General features: G+C 62.8%; 16 protein-coding genes. 9 read left to right on the top strand and 7 right to left on the bottom strand.

Annotated features, from left to right (window positions below; translation table 11 throughout):
* Positions 1-2: 2 nt before the first annotated feature.
* Entirely contained in the window at positions 3-422 is a 420-nt protein-coding gene (locus tag NVV77_RS07175; RefSeq protein ID WP_295411781.1) for a YbaN family protein, read from the bottom strand.
* Positions 419-859 (bottom strand): D-aminoacyl-tRNA deacylase, encoded by a 441-nt coding sequence (gene dtd / locus NVV77_RS07180; protein WP_295411782.1) that lies wholly within the window; start codon positions 857-859, stop codon positions 419-421. Before dtd ends, NVV77_RS07175 begins: the two co-directional genes overlap by 4 nt.
* Before the next feature lie 108 nt (positions 860-967).
* Here dtd and NVV77_RS07185 point away from each other — a divergent pair, with 108 nt between their 5' ends.
* The gene (locus NVV77_RS07185; protein ID WP_295411783.1) at positions 968-1,738 is read left to right on the top strand and encodes a MerR family transcriptional regulator; all 771 of its coding nucleotides are present in this window, start codon (positions 968-970) and stop codon (positions 1,736-1,738) included.
* A 435-nt stretch (positions 1,739-2,173) separates the two neighbouring features.
* On the opposite strand, the gene NVV77_RS07190 is transcribed toward NVV77_RS07185, so the two are convergent.
* The 3 genes from NVV77_RS07190 to NVV77_RS07200 all read right to left on the bottom strand — a co-directional run bounded on the left by NVV77_RS07190 (position 2,174) and on the right by NVV77_RS07200 (position 6,415).
* Positions 2,174-2,701: a hypothetical protein gene (locus tag NVV77_RS07190; protein WP_295411784.1), complete on the bottom strand. Its 528-nt coding sequence runs from the start codon at positions 2,699-2,701 to the stop codon at positions 2,174-2,176.
* A gap of 121 nt (positions 2,702-2,822) precedes the next feature.
* Positions 2,823-5,222, bottom strand: a complete 2,400-nt coding sequence (locus NVV77_RS07195) for an MMPL family transporter (protein WP_295411785.1) — start codon at positions 5,220-5,222, stop codon at positions 2,823-2,825.
* A gap of 311 nt (positions 5,223-5,533) precedes the next feature.
* Positions 5,534-6,415, bottom strand: a complete 882-nt coding sequence (locus NVV77_RS07200; protein WP_295411786.1) for an SDR family oxidoreductase — start codon at positions 6,413-6,415, stop codon at positions 5,534-5,536.
* Positions 6,416-6,586: 171 nt separating this feature from the next.
* Here NVV77_RS07200 and NVV77_RS07205 point away from each other — a divergent pair, with 171 nt between their 5' ends.
* Together NVV77_RS07205 and NVV77_RS07210 are read left to right on the top strand one after the other, a co-directional pair.
* The gene (locus NVV77_RS07205; protein WP_295412266.1) at positions 6,587-6,973 is read left to right on the top strand and encodes a helix-turn-helix domain-containing protein; all 387 of its coding nucleotides are present in this window, start codon (positions 6,587-6,589) and stop codon (positions 6,971-6,973) included.
* A gap of 59 nt (positions 6,974-7,032) precedes the next feature.
* The gene (locus NVV77_RS07210) at positions 7,033-7,752 is read left to right on the top strand and encodes a GAP family protein (protein WP_295411787.1); all 720 of its coding nucleotides are present in this window, start codon (positions 7,033-7,035) and stop codon (positions 7,750-7,752) included.
* A gap of 16 nt (positions 7,753-7,768) precedes the next feature.
* Here the strand turns inward: NVV77_RS07210 and NVV77_RS07215 are convergent, their stop codons facing one another.
* Both NVV77_RS07215 and NVV77_RS07220 read right to left on the bottom strand, forming a co-directional pair.
* A complete protein-coding gene (locus NVV77_RS07215; RefSeq protein ID WP_295411788.1) occupies positions 7,769-8,248 on the bottom strand; it encodes an SRPBCC domain-containing protein in 480 nt (159 codons plus the stop codon).
* The gene (locus NVV77_RS07220) at positions 8,245-8,592 is read right to left on the bottom strand and encodes a helix-turn-helix transcriptional regulator (RefSeq protein WP_295411789.1); all 348 of its coding nucleotides are present in this window, start codon (positions 8,590-8,592) and stop codon (positions 8,245-8,247) included. The genes NVV77_RS07215 and NVV77_RS07220 overlap by 4 nt, the downstream gene beginning before the upstream one ends.
* A gap of 106 nt (positions 8,593-8,698) precedes the next feature.
* On the opposite strand from NVV77_RS07220, the gene NVV77_RS07225 reads away from it, so the two are divergent.
* From NVV77_RS07225 to NVV77_RS07250, 6 genes are all read left to right on the top strand, one after another.
* Entirely contained in the window at positions 8,699-9,874 is a 1,176-nt protein-coding gene (locus NVV77_RS07225) for a lipase family protein (protein ID WP_295411790.1), read from the top strand.
* A gap of 131 nt (positions 9,875-10,005) precedes the next feature.
* Positions 10,006-12,729, top strand: a complete 2,724-nt coding sequence (gene gyrA / locus NVV77_RS07230) for a DNA gyrase subunit A (RefSeq protein ID WP_295412268.1) — start codon at positions 10,006-10,008, stop codon at positions 12,727-12,729.
* The gene (locus NVV77_RS07235) at positions 12,726-13,229 is read left to right on the top strand and encodes an HIT family protein (protein WP_295411791.1); all 504 of its coding nucleotides are present in this window, start codon (positions 12,726-12,728) and stop codon (positions 13,227-13,229) included. Before gyrA ends, NVV77_RS07235 begins: the two co-directional genes overlap by 4 nt.
* A 220-nt stretch (positions 13,230-13,449) precedes the next feature.
* Complete coding sequence (locus NVV77_RS07240; RefSeq protein WP_295411792.1) at positions 13,450-14,070, top strand: LysE family translocator; 621 nt, start codon at positions 13,450-13,452, stop codon at positions 14,068-14,070.
* A complete protein-coding gene (locus tag NVV77_RS07245; RefSeq protein ID WP_295411793.1) occupies positions 14,070-14,561 on the top strand; it encodes a GNAT family N-acetyltransferase in 492 nt (163 codons plus the stop codon). The genes NVV77_RS07240 and NVV77_RS07245 overlap by 1 nt, the downstream gene beginning before the upstream one ends.
* The gene (locus NVV77_RS07250) at positions 14,558-15,763 is read left to right on the top strand and encodes an MFS transporter (protein ID WP_295411794.1); all 1,206 of its coding nucleotides are present in this window, start codon (positions 14,558-14,560) and stop codon (positions 15,761-15,763) included. The genes NVV77_RS07245 and NVV77_RS07250 overlap by 4 nt, the downstream gene beginning before the upstream one ends.
* Positions 15,764-15,778 lie beyond the last annotated feature (15 nt).

Consider the following 15,778-nt stretch of genomic DNA (forward strand, 5'->3'; position numbering starts at 1 on the left):
TTTCAGGCGGGGTCTTCGCTGCCGCGGGGTGCCGAGGGCCGCGAGAGGACGTACCAGGCGCAGCCGCCGATGATGGTGGCAACAAGCAGGAAGAGCCACCAGGCGGGGTGGGCGGCAAAAAGAAAGATCAAAAAGCCGACGGCCATGCCGGTGCAGGCCATGAGTTTGGCGCGCGGGGGAATGACACCATATTCGCGCCAGTTGACGATGGTGGGACCGAGCGTTGCGTGGCCGAGCAGCCAGCTTTCGAGGCGCTGCGAAGACTTGGAAAAGCACCAGGCGGCGAGGATGAGGAAGATCGTCGTCGGCATGAGGGGCACGAAGATGCCGATGATGCCGGTGATCAGCAGGATGAAGCCGAGGACCAGATAAAGGGCGCGCATCAGCCGGTTGCGGGCGAGGGGCGATTGCGGCTCAATCATTGGTCGGTATCCAGCCAGATGGTGACCGGCCCGTCATTGACGAGCGCAACCTTCATGTCGGCACCGAAAATGCCGTTGGCAACGGGGACGCCGGATGCGGTGAGGGCGGCGGAGAATTTTTCGTAGAGATCGCGGCCGCGTTCGGGCGGGGCGGCACGGGAAAAGCCGGGGCGGTTGCCCTTGGTATCGGCGGCAAGGGTGAACTGGCTGACGACGAGGGCAGAGCCGCCAATGTCGAGCAGCGAGCGGTTCATCTTGCCGGCATCGTCCTGAAAAATGCGCAGTTTTGCGATTTTCTGGGCCAGCCAATCGGCGAGATCGTCGGTGTCGTCCTGCATGGCACAGACGAGCACGAGAAGACCCGGACCGATCTGGCCTGATATCTCGCTGTCGACGGTGACGGAGGCGGACTGGACGCGTTGGACGAGGGCTCGCATGGCTTTCCTTTAGCCGCCAATCTTTGAGTTTTGTAGTCAGAAAATGAGGGTATTGACCCTCACGCGGCGTCAGGGTGCAGAAGCATTGCTCGCGGAGAATGTGGACTGATGAAGACCTATACCGTTCAGCAATTGGCAGAACTTGCCGGCGTGTCGGTGCGCACGTTGCACCACTATGACGAGATTGGTCTCCTGAAGCCCGCATTCACCGGCGAAAACCGCTATCGCTACTATGGAGAAGAGGAATTGCTGCGCTTGCAGCAGATCCTCATCCACAGGGCGCTCGATATTCCGTTGATGGAGATCGGCGCCATTCTGGATGCGCCTGACTTCGACAGGCTGGCCGTGCTGCGCGAGCAGCGCGATCGGCTCGAGAGCGAGGCAAAGCGGTTCGCCGGCATGGTGAGGACGATCGACCGCACGATCGCCCGTCTCGAAGGAGAGACTGCAATGCAGGACAATGAACTTTATTCCGGGCTGATCGCGCCGGAAAAGCAGGCCGAATATGAGGCCTGGCTCGTTGAGCGCTTTGGCGGGGATATGGAGGCGCGGATTGCCCGGAGCCGGAAGGCCATGGGCGAGATGAATGAGGAGGAACGCGCAGGGATGATGGCCGACCTTCAGCGCGTGGAGGAGGCGCTGGCGGAGGGATTTCGGCGGGGATTGCCGCCGCAGGCGACGGCGCTTGATCCGGCCATCGAGGCGCATCGGCGCTGGGTGGGGAGCGCGTGGGGGCGGGAGTGCACGCCGGAGGCCTATGGGGGATTGGCTGATGTCTATGAGCATCCGGATTTTCGGAAGCGGTATGAGGCGATTCAACCGGGGTTTGCCGAGTTTCTTGTGACGGCGATGCGGGCTTGGGCGCGACGACAGGGGTAGAGGGCCCGCCTCCTGCTTCAGCTCGCCAATGTCGGTTGCCATCGCGGGTCGTCCCCCTCGGGCTTGACCCGAGGGGGCTGTATTTACTGACGCATTGCGAAGTGAAGTGTCCTCGGGTCGGGCCCGAGGATGACGGCCGGGGGTGGGACGGTTTTCTCGTATTCCACGGTGTCACCCCCGCGAAAGCGGGGATCCCCGTTGGGAAACAGAGGTCCCCGCTTTCGCGGGGATGACATTGGTGGGGAGGTGAGGCTGGTTCCTCCTCATCACCGGGCTTGTCCCGGTGGTCTATGCGGAGGCGAGATGGATTGCCGGGACGAACCCGGCAATGACGATGGAGGGGCGATTAAGGGGAGCAGGGGATGAGCGTTTTATCAGTGCTGAAAACGAAAAAGGGCGGCCTAAGGCCGCCCTTGGACAGATATGCGTCGCTGATTAGCGTGCGAAGGGGACGTCGGCGCGGAGGCTGTCGCCGGATTCGACGTAGACTACTTCGAAGGCCACGCTGATCGCGTCGCCATTGAGGGCGATCTGGGCGGAGATGTTCATGTCCTTGCCTTCCTCGTCGGGCGTGCGCTCCTTGAGGTTGAAGATCAGGCCACTGCCGCGCTTCTGGCCGACCGCAATGCCGCTGAAGGTGGCGTTGGAGGTCATGGCAGCTTCATAACGCCTGGAGGCGTCGACATAGGCCATTGTGCCCGCAACCGAGAGGTTGGTGCCGGCGAGGGTGCAGCGGCCGGAATAGTTGACCTTGTCGGAATTGCCCTGAGACAGGGAAAGGCGGCAGACGACGGATTCGGTCGAGGCGCCGACCAGCGTGCCGCGGCCGCGCCATTCACCGATATAGGATTTCAGAAGGGCGACTTCGTTGGGCCCGGCAAAAGCGGGCGTCGCGGCGAAGCCGGCCGAGAGAAGGATACCTGCCAGTGCAGCGGCACGGGACAGGGGTCCGAGAAAGGTCATAGTGCAAAGCCTCCGAGTGTCACACCAAGCCCCCCGGCTGGTTATCGACGGTTGATAGCAAATTCAGTCAGATTCGGCGTTGTGTTTTCGTTATGTCATCCATGCTGGCGGGAAAACGGGGTCACGCAATTTTGGGATCAGGCGCTTCACCTTCGGTTCCGCCCTCGCGGGTGATGGTATCGCCCATCGGGTCGTCGGGTGTCGCGTCGTGGTCAGAGGTGCGAACGCGAATATTGCCGAGTTTGTGGAAGAACTTGCCACCGGCCATCAGAAGGGCCGGCAGGATGAAGAGATCGCCCAGGATCGCCAGCGCCAGGGTGATGACGAAGAGCGAGCCGAAGAGGGCCACCTGCGGCAGTTCGGAGAACATGATGATGGCCGTGCCGGCGCAGAGGATGATCGTCGTGGCGACGATGGCCCCGCCAATGCGCAGGAGCGTGTGTTTCACCGCATCTTCATGGCTGCGGCCTTCCTCGCGCCTGCCGTGGAGGTAGTGCGAGAGGAAGTGGACCGTGTCGTCGACGGCGATGCCGAAGGCGATGGTGAGGGCGATGACGGTGGTCAGCTGCAAGCCGGCGCCGGAATACCAGAGCCAGGCCTCGGTGCCGAGGATGGGGAACAGGTTCGGGATGGCTGAAGCCAGGGCGACGCGGAAGGACTGGAAGGCGAAGCCGATGAGGCCGAGATTGACGATGACGCTGAGCGTCAGGTCCATTTGCAGACCGCGCACGATGTCGTCGGTGGCGAAGGTGGTCAGCACGCGGAAGCCGCCGACTTCGGCGTCGGTTATGCCGGCGGAGACGAGTTCGGTTTCGACCCGATGGACGAGGTCTTTCAGGACATCGCTATCGATAATGGTGGGCATGAAGCCGGTGACCAGGGCCTGCGAGCCGTCTTCGGTGACAAAACGCTGACGCATGAAGGGGCCGACAGCCTCAAGCACTTCGGCCCGGGTGAAGCCCGAGTCCGTGTAGTTGGTCATGCTGGCGGCGGAGATGACCTTGTTCTCACCCAGCTCCGTTTCGAGAATTTCATGCACCAGCTTGATGCGCTGGAAATCGACCTCGCCGACATCAGGATTGTGCTCGATGAGCGGCACGCGAACGTAGAGCGGGGCAACGCCACCCACGCCTTCGTCGATGTTTTCGGCCGCGGTAAGGGCAGTCGATTCCGTGGCGACGAAGTCTTCAAACGAGAAGCGCGGCTGGATGAGGAAATAGGGCACCAGCAACAGCAGCGTCGTGACGATGCCGGCAATGGCGATCGGGCGGCCGAAGCGGCTGGCGAGGAACCAGCTGAGGGGCAGGGGGGCGGTGAGGACCACGCTCGACTTGGGCGGGGCCTTGAAGCCGAGGCGCACGGCGAGCTTCAACAGCAGCGGCTGGAAGGTCATGGTGCAGGCAAAGAGCAGGAACGAGCCCATGGCGCCGGCCATGGAGAATTCGCGTACGCCCTGGCCCGGAGTGAGTGAGAGCGAAGCGAAGCTGACCATGGAGATAAGCATGGTCAGCGCCGTCGCCGGGCCGACCAGTTTTATGGTCGCATCGACCGCCTTGTTGGGCTCCATGCCGTCGCGCCAATAGGCGAGCCAATTGAAGGTGAAGAACATGGACTCGGCAAAGGAGATCACCAGAACCAGCGTTGTGACGATGATGGTGAGGAAGGAGAAGGAGCCGAAGAACAGGAGGATCGTGCCCATGGCCCACATGACCGCGAGGAACGGCGTGGCGGCGACGATAAGGGCGCCGGCGATGGAGCGCAGCGCAAGCAGGGCGATGATGGAGCCGAGGGCGAAGCCGTAGACGGTGAACTTCACCTGGTCGTCGACCGCGGCGTTGAGCATTTCCGTGGTCCAGACGGGCGGGCCGGTGATCTCAATGCTGATATCGGCGGTCTGGAAGGGCGCGATGGTCTGGCGCAGGTTTTCGATCATGGCCTTGGCGCCACGCTCTTTCACCACGTCCTGATTGGGGAACATGATGAGCACCACGCCATTGAGGTCGGGCGTGATGAGATTGCGCATCATGGGATCGTTCTGCTGCAGATCCATGAGGGCGAAGGCGACTTCGTCGGCGGTTTGCAGGCCTTCGGGCACAGCGGGCTCTGAGCCGCCATAGGCCGAGGGCTTTCTCAGCGTAAAGGGCGACATGGTGCCGACAGCGAACTCGTTGAGTTCAAGCTCGAAGGCGAGGCTACGGACCTGCTCGATGATTTCGGGTTCGGCGAGGCGCTCGGAATTGACGAGGACGTAGAGGTCGTTCTCGAAGGTGCCGAAGGTTTCGGAGAGATGCTCGTAGGCGTCGTAATAGTGTCCGGAATGGGCGTAGACCCGCAGCAAGTCGCCGTCGACATTGGCCTTGGGGATTTGCGTGAAGCACAGGACGGTAAAGAGCAGGACGCCGAGCGCCATGAGGCGCGGGTAGCGGACCGTGGTCAGGCCCAGATGCTCGAGGCCGAAACCGATGGAGCGGTCGTAAGTGAGGCGGGCCAGGACACGCTTGAACCAGGAAGGAGAAGACACGGGAACCCCGACTCCGCAAATGAGGCGACAATCGGACGAATCTCTAAGTGTTTCGCTCGGGTGCGTCCAGCGGTCGCAGGGGCTTGAACTGTGTGGAGCGCCGGCAGGTAACGCAGTGATGCTGTTCGGGGAAAAGTGTTGCGGGAGGAACACTGTTGGGTGGGACTGGCCAAGGGCGCATTCCCGAACTCGGTGGGCATCCTCCCCTTGACGGGGAGGGTCGGGGAGGGGTGTTCACACGCTCTAATTCGTGGCTCTTACACCCCCACCCATCGGTGGCCAGGACGATATCTGGCCCCGACCGAAGCAGGTCAGGCGCCCAGGGCTGCCTTGTTGGCGGTCAGGAAGTCGGCAAACGTGGTCGGCTTGCGGCCGGAATAACGTTCGACGACATCGGTGACGGCGCCATGGAAGCCTGTGACGGCGTCTCGCTGGAAGGCTACGAGGGCGGCGGCGAAGAAGTCCGGCAGGCCGGCGGCTTCGAGGCCCTTCTGCAGATCGGCCGGAGTCAGGGCGACCACGTTGACCGGCTTGCCGGTGAGCTTGGTGAAGAGCGCGGCGCGTTCGACATTGGTTACGGGAGCCGGGCCGGTGACGTCTTCAACAGTCTTGCCTTCGGCCGAAAGCAGGGCGCCAGCTGCGGTGCGGGCGGTGTCGGCGCGGGTGACGTAGGAAGTGCCGCGATCGCCGATGAGACCGAAGAGCTGGCCGGACGAGATCACATGGCCGGCGTCGGCCAGGGTGTTTTCCGCATACATGTGATTGCGCAGGATGGTGAAATCGAGCCCGCTGGCGGCGATGGCGACTTCGGTCCAGAAGTGTTCGGGATTGAGGCCGGCATCGGCGTCGGGACGTGCGGCGGGGGCCGAGGTGTAGACGATATGCTTTACGCCGGCGGCCTTGGCGGCATCGATGATGGCCTGCTGCTGGGCGACGCGGCGACCGACGGCATCGGTGCTGACGATGAGGACGCGTTCGACGCCAGCGAGGGCAGCGGCAAGGGTTGCTGGTTCATCGAAGTCGATCTTGCGGATTTCTGCGCCCTTGGCGGCCAGGTCCTGAAGCTTTGCGGGATCGCGGGTGCCGGCGATGACCTTGGTGGCGCCGCGGGCCAGCAGCTCTTCGACGGCGAGGCGGCCCAGCTTGCCGGAAGCGCCAGTGACCAGCAGGGTCGAATTGGTGAATTTGCTCATTTGTACTCTCCATTCCATGACGACACAGTTCGAACCGACTTGTCCGCCGCGTCGGCAGAGAGTAAGTATCGAAAGGAGAGTGCTATCTAGTCGCTGCCGAGGCGGCTGAAAAGGAGGCACTTTTTCGGGTGAAGATTACCTTGAGGTAAGTGCATGCTGGACGGACAGGATATGGCCGCCATTTACATCGAACGCTGGAACGCCGCGGCGGAAGCCGGACCGGCGGCGCCATGCCCCGTGCGGAATGTGCTCGACAAGATCGGCGACAAGTGGAGCATGTTGCTCGTCATGACGCTGGCGGCCGGCCCGAAGCGGTTCAACGAGTTGCACAGGGAAGTGCCCGACATTTCGCAGAAGATGCTGACGCAGACGCTGCGAGACCTGCAGCGCGACGGATATGTCGGACGGCAGGTGTTCGACACCAAGCCACCGTCTGTCGAGTATCGTCTGACGCCGCTTGGGCAGTCGCTGATCGTGCCGTTTGGGCAGTTGATCGAGTGGGCCAATCGCAGCTTTGACAAGATCGATGCCGCGCGGGCGGACTACGACGCGCGATAGGAGCCGCGGTCAGAATCTTCGATAGTTGATCGAGGGTTCTGGATTGGGATTCTCAGCCAATGCGTCGCTCCCCGGTGGGACATATGATGCCGGCGGAGGAAGCCAAGATGGACGCCATCGACATCATATTGCCCATCGCTACGGCGATCGCGCTGAGTCCACTGCCGATCATTGCGGTTGTGCTGATTGCCGGGTCGCCTGGTGCGCGGGTGTCCGGGCCGATGTATCTGGCCGGTTGGGCCGCGGGGCTTGTTGCTTTGGCGATTGCCGCGGCCGTCGTTACGCACCTCGTGGGCGACATCGGGCCGACGGGAGAGGTGGTTCTGGACTGGCTGCGCGTGATCCTGGGCGGGCTGTTGCTCTGGGCAGCCGCCAGGAAGTGGAAAACGCGCCCTCAGGGGCTCGAGGAACCCGCCACGCCGAAATGGCTGGATGCCCTCCGGCAGGTCGGTCCAGGTGCGGCGCTGCTCTGGGGCGCGACGCTGGCCGCAGTCAATCCCAAGCATGTTGGCCTGGTGCTGGCCGCCATGGCCTCTTTGGCCTACGTGCCGCTCTCCTCTGGCGAAATGATACTGAGCACGCTGCTGCTTGTGGCGCTGAGCTCGGGCCCGGTGGCGGCCGTCGTAGTTTCGCGGGCGATCGCCGGGGAGGCTGCGACGCCGCTCCTGTTGTCCATCGAGCAATTCCTGCTTCGCAACAACGATGTCATCGTGATGACCGTTCTGGGCCTCATCGGCATGGTCGTGCTGGGAAAGGGCCTGTCGGGCATTCTGGGCTGACAGGCCGATTTGTGGCCTAAAGCTGCAGGCGGTCGATGGTCATGGTCCAGCCGGCGAGCATGCCGGAGGACATCCATTCGGCGGTCTGGGGCTCGGTGAGCTGATCGGGGAGTTCGACGCGGAAGATCATCTGCGTGCCGTCCGCGACCTCGCGGAAGAGGATGGTTACCTGTGGTCCCAAGGCGAGGTTTTCGGGGTCGATTTTGGGCCAGCCGTCGACGGCGCCCCAGGTGAAGACGAGCTTTTTGGCCGGTTCGATCTCGCGGAAAATGCCGCCGGTCATGTAGCGGGTATCGGTATTGACGATCATTTCCAGCCGCCAGGCACCGCCGACGCGGAGATCGACGGTTGTGGGAAGATCGCTGGTGAAGCCGGGATTCATGAACCAGCCGAGGTTTTCGGGCGCGGTCCAGGCGGCGAACACCATGTCAGGCGGGGCTGCAAAGGTGCGGGTGAGGGTGAAACCCCGGCCGAGCGAAAAGGTCGGTGCTGTCATGACTTGTCCTCCTCTTGGGCCTTGGCGGCCATCATGGTTTTGAGTTGTGCTTCCAGAGCGTCGAAGCGCTCGGAGAAAAATTCGCGATAGGTGGCCAGCCAGGTGTCGGCTTCTTCGAGTGGCGCGGCATTGAGCCGGCAGGGGCGGAACTGGGCGGATTTTTCGCGGGTGATGAGGCCGGCGGTTTCAAGCACTTTCAGGTGTCGCGATACCGTGGGCAAAGCGAGCGAAAAGGGCTCGGCCAGTTCAGTGACCGTGGCGGGGCCATCGGCCAGGCGCGCCAGCATGGCGCGGCGGGTCGGGTCGGCGAGGGCGGCGAATGTCTGGGTCAGGTGATCTTGCATTTGCGTACTTAGCTACTTATGCAAATACGATGCACTGATTGAAGCGGGGAGTCAAGTGGCGCGGGCTTGGGCTGGCTGCTAGGCTTTGGGGGAGGGAGCCGAACGAATGCGTCGATTGCTGATTGCGCTCTTTGCGCTGCTGGTCGTGATGGTGGCCTTCGTTGGGGCAGGCTGGCTTTGGGCACGGCCGGACCAGCCGGCGGAGTTTTATCGCTCGGGGGTGGCCGAGGGTGCGCCGGGGACTTTGCTGGCGGTGGAGCCCTATGACTTCGACGTGCCCGAGGGCGCGCGGGCGTGGCGCATTCTTTATGTGACGACGCGGATCGATGAGACGCCGGCAGTTGCGAGCGCCGTGGTGATGGTGCCGGAAGCGGCGAATGGACCGCTGCTGCCGGTTGCCTGGGCGCATGGGACCAATGGCACGGCGCCGGGTTGCGCGCCTTCGGTGGTTGGGCCGCTCAAGAATGTGCCGGCGGTGGGCGAACTGTTGGCGGAAGGCTGGGCCTATGTGGGGACCGACTATGTCGGGCTCGGCACGGAAGGCGGGCACGCCTATCTCGTGGGCGAAGATGCTGCGCGGGCGGTGCTGGATTCAATTCGGGCGGCGGCGCAGATGTCGGAGGTGGAGATCCTGCCGCGCACGGTCGTCTGGGGGCATTCGCAGGGTGGCAACTCGGCCCTTTGGACCGGGATGCTGGCTGAACAGTACGCGCCTGATATCGAGGTGCTGGGCGTTGCGGCGCAGGCGCCGGCAAGTGACCTGCCCAAACTGGTCGAGGGCGCGCAGCGCGGCATGTTCGGCAAGATTGTCTCTAGCTATCTGCTCCATGCCTATGCCGAGATTTATGATGACGTGCGCGTGGAAGACTATGTCGAGGGGTACCGCGCGGGGGTATTGCAGGACATAGCCGGGCGTTGCGCGGTCGATGCAAAGGCCCTCTATTCGATCGCACAGCTGTCGCTTTTGCCGGGCGAACTCTTTGCAACGCGGCCGGACGGCACGCCGTTGGGGGCCCGGCTTGAGGAGAACGTACCGGTGGGACCGTTCTCCATGCCGGTTTTCATCAGCCAGGGTGTAGACGACGATATCGTGCTCGAACCGGTGCAGGCGGGGTTTGTTGCCGGTCTCTGCGCGGGGGGCACAAACCTGATCTATCGCCGCTATGAGGGGCGAAATCACGTCTCGCTAGTGGCGCCGGATTCGGCGCTGACAGGGGATCTTGTCGACTGGACGCGAGCCCGTTTTGCCGGAGATGCGAGCGAGGGGGATTGCGCGGTGTAGCGAGGCGGCGCTCTCCACAGCCTATTGGGGTGAAAATTGGCCTTTTGAGCCGGAACAGACTATATGTAGGGCAAGAAAAACCAACGTAGAATCACCCCGTGACAGATACGCCAGAAGGTGCAGCCGGCTCCATGCCAGGCGGCGACATCGCTCCGATCTATATCACCGACGAGATGCGCAAGAGCTACCTCGACTACGCCATGAGCGTGATCGTGAGCCGCGCGCTGCCTGATGTTCGCGACGGCCTCAAACCCGTGCACCGCCGTATCCTGTTCTCGATGAGCGAGAACGGCTACGAATACAACAAGCCCTTCCGCAAGTCGGCGCGTGTCGTCGGTGACGTGATCGGTAAGTATCACCCGCATGGCGACCAGTCGGTCTATTTCGCCTTGGTGCGTATGGCGCAGGATTTCGCCATGGGCGAGATGCTGGTAGAGGGCCAGGGCAATTTCGGCTCTGTCGACGGCGACATGCCGGCAGCCATGCGTTACACTGAAGTGCGCATGCGCAAGATCACGGGCTTCATGCTCGACGATCTCGACAAGGACACGGTCGATTTCCGCGACAACTATGACGGTTCGGAACACGAGCCGACCGTGTTGCCCGCGCGCTTCCCGAACATGCTGGTCAATGGCGGCGGCGGCATCGCCGTGGGCATGGCCACCAATATTCCGACGCACAACCTCGCCGAGACGATCAACGCGACTCTGGCTGTGCTGGAAAATGGCTCGATCACCACTGAGGAGCTGCTCGAGCACCTGCCGGGTCCGGATTTCCCGACGGGCGGGATTATTCTGGGCCGCGCCGGCATTCGCCAGGCCTATGAGACCGGTCGCGGTTCGATCATCGTGCGCGGGCGCTCCAGCGTCGAAGAAGTGCGCAAGGAACGCGAAGCCATCGTCATCACCGAGATTCCGTATCAGGTGAACAAGGCGGCGATGGTGGAACGCATCGCCGAACTGGTTCGCGAAAAGCGGATCGAAGGCGTGGCGGATCTTCGCGACGAATCTAGCCGCGAAGGCATGCGCGTCGTCGTCGAGGTGAAGCGCGATGCGCTGCCCGAAGTTGTGCTCAACCAGCTCTATCGCTTCACGGCTCTGCAATCCTCGTTTGGCTGCAACTTCGTGGCGCTCAATGGCGGCAAGCCGGAGCTGATGAATCTCAAGCAGATTCTCGACGCCTTCATCACCTTCCGTAAGGAAGTGGTTACGCGTCGTGCCCGGTTCATGCTGAACAAGGCTCGCGACCGCGCCCATATCCTGGTCGGTTTGGCCGTGGCCGTCGCCAATATCGACGAAGTCATTGCGCTCATCCGGACCGCGCCCGATCCGGCGACGGCCCGCGAGCAGTTGATGACGCGCCGCTGGCCCGCTGCCGATGTGGCGCCGCTGATTGCGCTGATCGACGATCCGCGTCACCGCATCAATGAAGACGGCACGTTCAACCTTTCGGAAGAACAGGCCCGCGCCATTCTCGAACTGCGTCTGGCCCGCCTCACGGCGCTCGGTCGCGATGAAATCGGCGACGAACTCAATGGGCTTGGTGCTGAGATCGAGGACTATCTCGATATCCTGCGCTCGATCGACCGCGTGCGGCAGATCATTCGCGAGGAACTCGAAGCGGTGCGCGAAGAGTTTGGCTCGAAGCGCCGGACCGAGATTTCCGACCATGTCGCCGATTTTGACGACGAAGACCTGATCGCCCGCGAAGATATGGTCGTGACCGTCAGCCATGCCGGCTACATCAAGCGCGTGCCGCTCTCGGCCTATCGGGCGCAGAACCGCGGCGGCAAGGGCCGTTCGGGCATGTCGACCCGCGAAGAGGATTTCGTGGCGCGGCTGTTCGTGGCCAATACGCATACGCCGGTGCTGTTCTTCACCAGCCGCGGCATTGCTTACAAGCTGAAGGTGTGGCGCCTGCCGCTCTCGGCCGCCAATGGCAAGGGCAAGGCGCTGATCAATATCCTGCCGCTGGAGCAGGGCGAACGCATCACGTCCATCATGCCGCTGCCCGAGGATGAAACCTCGTGGGGCAATCTCGACATCATGTTTGCCACGACGCGCGGCACAGTTCGCCGCAACTCGCTGGCCGACTTTGTCGAAGTGCGCCAGAACGGCAAGATCGCCATGAAGCTCGATGAAGGCGACGAGATCGTCGGCGTCGACACCTGCACGATCAACAATGACCTGCTGCTGACGACGGCACTGGGTCAGGCGATCCGCTTCCGCGTGGACGATGTGCGCCTGTTCAAGGGCCGCGATTCCATGGGTGTGCGCGGCATTCAGCTGGCGGATGGCGACAAGGTCATCTCCATGGCTGTCATCAACCACTCCGATGCCGATGCCGAACAGCGCGCTGCCTATCTCAAGATGAGCCGTGCGGTGCGCGGGGAGGCCGAGAGCGAAGAGCCGAGCACGGACGAGGCCGATGTGGTTGCCGGCGCGCTTGAGCCGGAACTCTATGCTTCGATGAGTGCCAGCGAGCAGTTCATTCTCGCCATTTCCGAGAATGGCTATGGCAAGCGGACCTCCAGCCACGAATACCGGATCACCGGTCGCGGCGGTAAGGGCATCGTCGCCATGGCGGTCAACAAGCGCAATGGCAATCTGGTGGCGAGCTTCCCGGTGGAAGACGAAGACCAGATCATGCTCATCAGCGATGGCGGCCAGACCATTCGCCTGCCGGTGGGTGGCGACAAGCCGATCCGCATCGTCAGCCGCGGCTCTCAGGGTGTGATCGTGTTCGACACGGCCGAGGGCGAGAAGGTGGTTTCCGTCGAGCGCATCAGCGAACCTGAAGGCGAAGAGGGCGATGATGCTGCTCCGCCGTCCGAGGGCGGTGAAAGCGACGCATGACGCATGAGGGCCGCCAGCCGTTCGATCTCGAAGGGCTGGTGGCCCGCTCTCGTCATGGTCCATGCTTCATCTGCGAGCTGCTGAAGCACAACCCAGACTACGCCCATCACATCATTGCCGAGGATGAGGACCATGTCCTTTTCCTCAGCAAATACCCAACGCAGCCTGGCTATGCGCTGGTCTGCCCCAAACGGCATGTAGAGGACCTCGCGCTGGAGCTTTCAAGCGAGGCATATCTTGCTCTGCAAGCCAGGGTCCATCGCCTCAGCAGGGCGATGAAACGGGTGCTGCCGGTCGAGCGCGTCTATGTGCTCTCGCTGGGCAGCCGGCAAGGCAATAGCCACCTGCATTTCCATGTGGTGCCGCTGCCGCCGGGCGTGCCTTATGAAAATCAGCAGTATCACGCGCTGATGGCCGAGCACGGGGTGCTCGACATCCCCGCCGAGACTATGGCTGACCTCGCCGGGCGGCTTGGTCGTGCCTATGCTGAAGAGCAGTAAATTTCGGGGCGCTTGGGCGCCCATTGTCTTTTTCGGCTCTATAGTTCCCGATCCATCGTCATCGCCGGGCTCGTCCCGGCGATCCATGCGGAGGCAAGATGGATTGCCCGGACAAGCCGGGCAATGACGGCGACCGGGGGTGTTCGGCCGACGACATCTGCCGATGACTCTTGTCTTTTCGGGCGCCCGGTGGCTTGCTCCCATTGAGAGGAGACTCACCGTGTTCGATCTTTCGACGCTCATTCCCTATCTTGGCGCCTGCTTTCTCCTGGCTATCGTGCCGGGCCCCACGGTGACCGTCATCGTCGCCAACTCCCTGGCGCGTGGAACCGGGGCTGGGCTTGCCATCGTGGCGGGGACGCAGGCCGGCTTCCTGGTGATGACGCTGGTCGTGGCGCTGGGCATGCAGGCACTGGTGGCCTTCATGGGCGCTGCGTTCGACTGGATCAAGCTGATCGGCGCCGCCTATCTTATCTGGCTCGGCTTCAAGATGCTGCGCAGCGATGGCGATCTTGGCACTGTCGAGGCGGAGCGCGGCAAATCCAATCTTCGCACGGCACTTGAGGGATTTGTCGTAATCCTCTCCAATCCCAAGGCTCTCATCTTCCTCGGCGCCTTCCTGCCGCAGTTTGTCGATGTGTCGCAGCCGACATTTCCGCAGGTGATGGTGCTGGGGCTGTTCTTCATGCTGGTGGCCGGTTCGACCGATGCCATCTATGCCGTGGTGGCGGGTAGGGCGCGCGGGCTTTTGAGCGCGGCGCGCGTGCGGCTGGTGTCACGGCTTTCCGGCGTGATCCTGATGCTGGGCGGTGTCTGGCTGGCGATGCAGAAGCGGGCCTGATGGAACAGGCCGGCCCCAATCTGGAGATCCATGATCTTCGTGATGTGATTACTCACAGGTCTGTTGTTGCGGAGCGGATCTGGCGAGCATGGTGGGAGCCTGACGGCCAGTCGCTGTCTGACGTCGATGAAGCCCTGGACATGGTGCTGTCCGAAGCGGATTTTTCGTTCACACTTGTCGCCGTTTCCAACGGCAGGTTTATCGGCACCGCGACAAGCATTCAGACCGATGTTGACGCCCGCCCGGATCTTGGCCCTTGCCTTGCCGCTTTGTGGGTCGAGCCGGAGGCGCGTGGTCGCGGCGTAGCCGGGACGCTGATCTCGGCGGTTCTGGAGCGCTTGTCATCCCATGGATTTGCCGAGGCCTATCTGTCGGCCAAGCCACATATGCGCGGATTTTATGAAAAGAACGGCTGGACACTGATCGAGTCCGATATTGACCGAGATCATCAGGATGTTTTCGTGCGCGCTCTGAAACGGGCCTCGGCATGAGCGTGGGCAGCTATGGCAGCTTGCTGCGCCTTCCGGTGCCGCGGCGGCTTGCTGCGGCCAGCGTTCCGGCGGATTTTGCCGATTGGCTCGACTATGCGGCCGTTGTGGCGCTGGTGGTTTTTGCTTGGGGCGAGGGGCCTTTTGCGCTCGCGATGTTCGCGCTGGCATTGAGCCTGCCCTACGTGCTGGTTGGGCCCTTCATCGCGGTCGTGGTCGATAGGGTGCCGATCCGGACCGTGCTGGTGGTGAGCAATCTCGGGCGGGGATTAGCGACGCTGGGCTTTGCCTTTGCCGGCGACACGGCTGTGCTGCTGGCGCTGGTTTTCGTGCGCGGCTGCATCGACTCGGCTTTTACCCCGGCGCGGCAGGCGGCGATCCAGGCGAGTACGCCTGAGGCGTTGCGCGGGGTCGCGAACGGGCTGCACCAGGCGATCAACCAGACTTCCAAGATTGCCGGGCCGGCGCTGGGTGGTCTCTTGCTGGCTTTCTGGTCGGCACAGAGCATTTTCATGCTCAATGCCGCCCTGTCGCTGGTCGCGGCGCTGATTGCGCTGAGTGTGACGCTACCGCCGCGCCCGACTTCGGACGAGGAAAAGGGCAAATTCTTCACCGAGTCGCTCAAGGGAATCAGCGAATTCGGGCGGAGCCAGCGGCTCATGGTGGCGCTGATCTTTTCAGCCTGCGCCTATTTTGCGTTCTTTCTCTATGACGCGCTGATTGCGCTGTTGGCAGAGGGCTTTGGCTTTGGTGCCACGGCCTTTGGCCTGTCCATTTCGGCGTCCGGGTTTGGCGGTCTTGTGGGAGCGCTGGTGGCCGGGAGCATGGCCGGGAAGCGACCGATGTTGGCCATGTCGCTGGCCGCGGTGATTTCGGGCGTGACGACCTGCGCGGTTGCCATTGCCGCGCAGATGGGTTGGTCCATCCAGTTGCCGGCTTTCCTGCTGGTGCTTTGCTTCATGGGCGGGGCGACGGCCTTCATGCTCGTGCCCTATCGCACCATCGTGCAGGCCGATGCGCCGCCGGACCGGATTGCGCGGGTGTTTGCAGCGGGTGAGGCGGTGATCACGCTGACCATGCTGTCGGCGCCGCTGATCGGCAGCTTCATTGCCAGCCAGTGGGGCACGCCGTCGGCTTTCCTCGCCGGGGGCGCCGTGCTGGTGTTGCTCGGGGCCGTTACGCTTGCCTCGCATCGCGGCCCGTGACAAAACGCGAATAAT

The sequence above is a fragment of the Devosia sp. genome (assembly GCF_024707125.1).
Lineage (GTDB): Bacteria > Pseudomonadota > Alphaproteobacteria > Rhizobiales > Devosiaceae > Devosia.

Excerpts from the sequence above, each read along its gene's own strand:
- NVV77_RS07175 (WP_295411781.1), bottom strand. The coding sequence starts at position 422 with ATGATTGAGCCGCAATCGCCCCTCGCCCGCAACCGGCTGATGCGCGCC.
- dtd (WP_295411782.1), bottom strand. The coding sequence starts at position 859 with ATGCGAGCCCTCGTCCAACGCGTCCAGTCCGCCTCCGTCACCGTCGAC.
- NVV77_RS07185 (WP_295411783.1), top strand. The coding sequence starts at position 968 with ATGAAGACCTATACCGTTCAGCAATTGGCAGAACTTGCCGGCGTGTCG.
- NVV77_RS07190 (WP_295411784.1), bottom strand. The coding sequence starts at position 2,701 with ATGACCTTTCTCGGACCCCTGTCCCGTGCCGCTGCACTGGCAGGTATC.
- NVV77_RS07200 (WP_295411786.1), bottom strand. The coding sequence starts at position 6,415 with ATGAGCAAATTCACCAATTCGACCCTGCTGGTCACTGGCGCTTCCGGC.
- NVV77_RS07205 (WP_295412266.1), top strand. The coding sequence starts at position 6,587 with ATGGCCGCCATTTACATCGAACGCTGGAACGCCGCGGCGGAAGCCGGA.
- NVV77_RS07210 (WP_295411787.1), top strand. The coding sequence starts at position 7,033 with ATGCGTCGCTCCCCGGTGGGACATATGATGCCGGCGGAGGAAGCCAAG.
- NVV77_RS07215 (WP_295411788.1), bottom strand. The coding sequence starts at position 8,248 with ATGACAGCACCGACCTTTTCGCTCGGCCGGGGTTTCACCCTCACCCGC.
- NVV77_RS07220 (WP_295411789.1), bottom strand. The coding sequence starts at position 8,592 with ATGCAAGATCACCTGACCCAGACATTCGCCGCCCTCGCCGACCCGACC.
- NVV77_RS07225 (WP_295411790.1), top strand. The coding sequence starts at position 8,699 with ATGCGTCGATTGCTGATTGCGCTCTTTGCGCTGCTGGTCGTGATGGTG.
- gyrA (WP_295412268.1), top strand. The coding sequence starts at position 10,006 with ATGCCAGGCGGCGACATCGCTCCGATCTATATCACCGACGAGATGCGC.
- NVV77_RS07235 (WP_295411791.1), top strand. The coding sequence starts at position 12,726 with ATGACGCATGAGGGCCGCCAGCCGTTCGATCTCGAAGGGCTGGTGGCC.
- NVV77_RS07245 (WP_295411793.1), top strand. The coding sequence starts at position 14,070 with ATGGAACAGGCCGGCCCCAATCTGGAGATCCATGATCTTCGTGATGTG.
- NVV77_RS07250 (WP_295411794.1), top strand. The coding sequence starts at position 14,558 with ATGAGCGTGGGCAGCTATGGCAGCTTGCTGCGCCTTCCGGTGCCGCGG.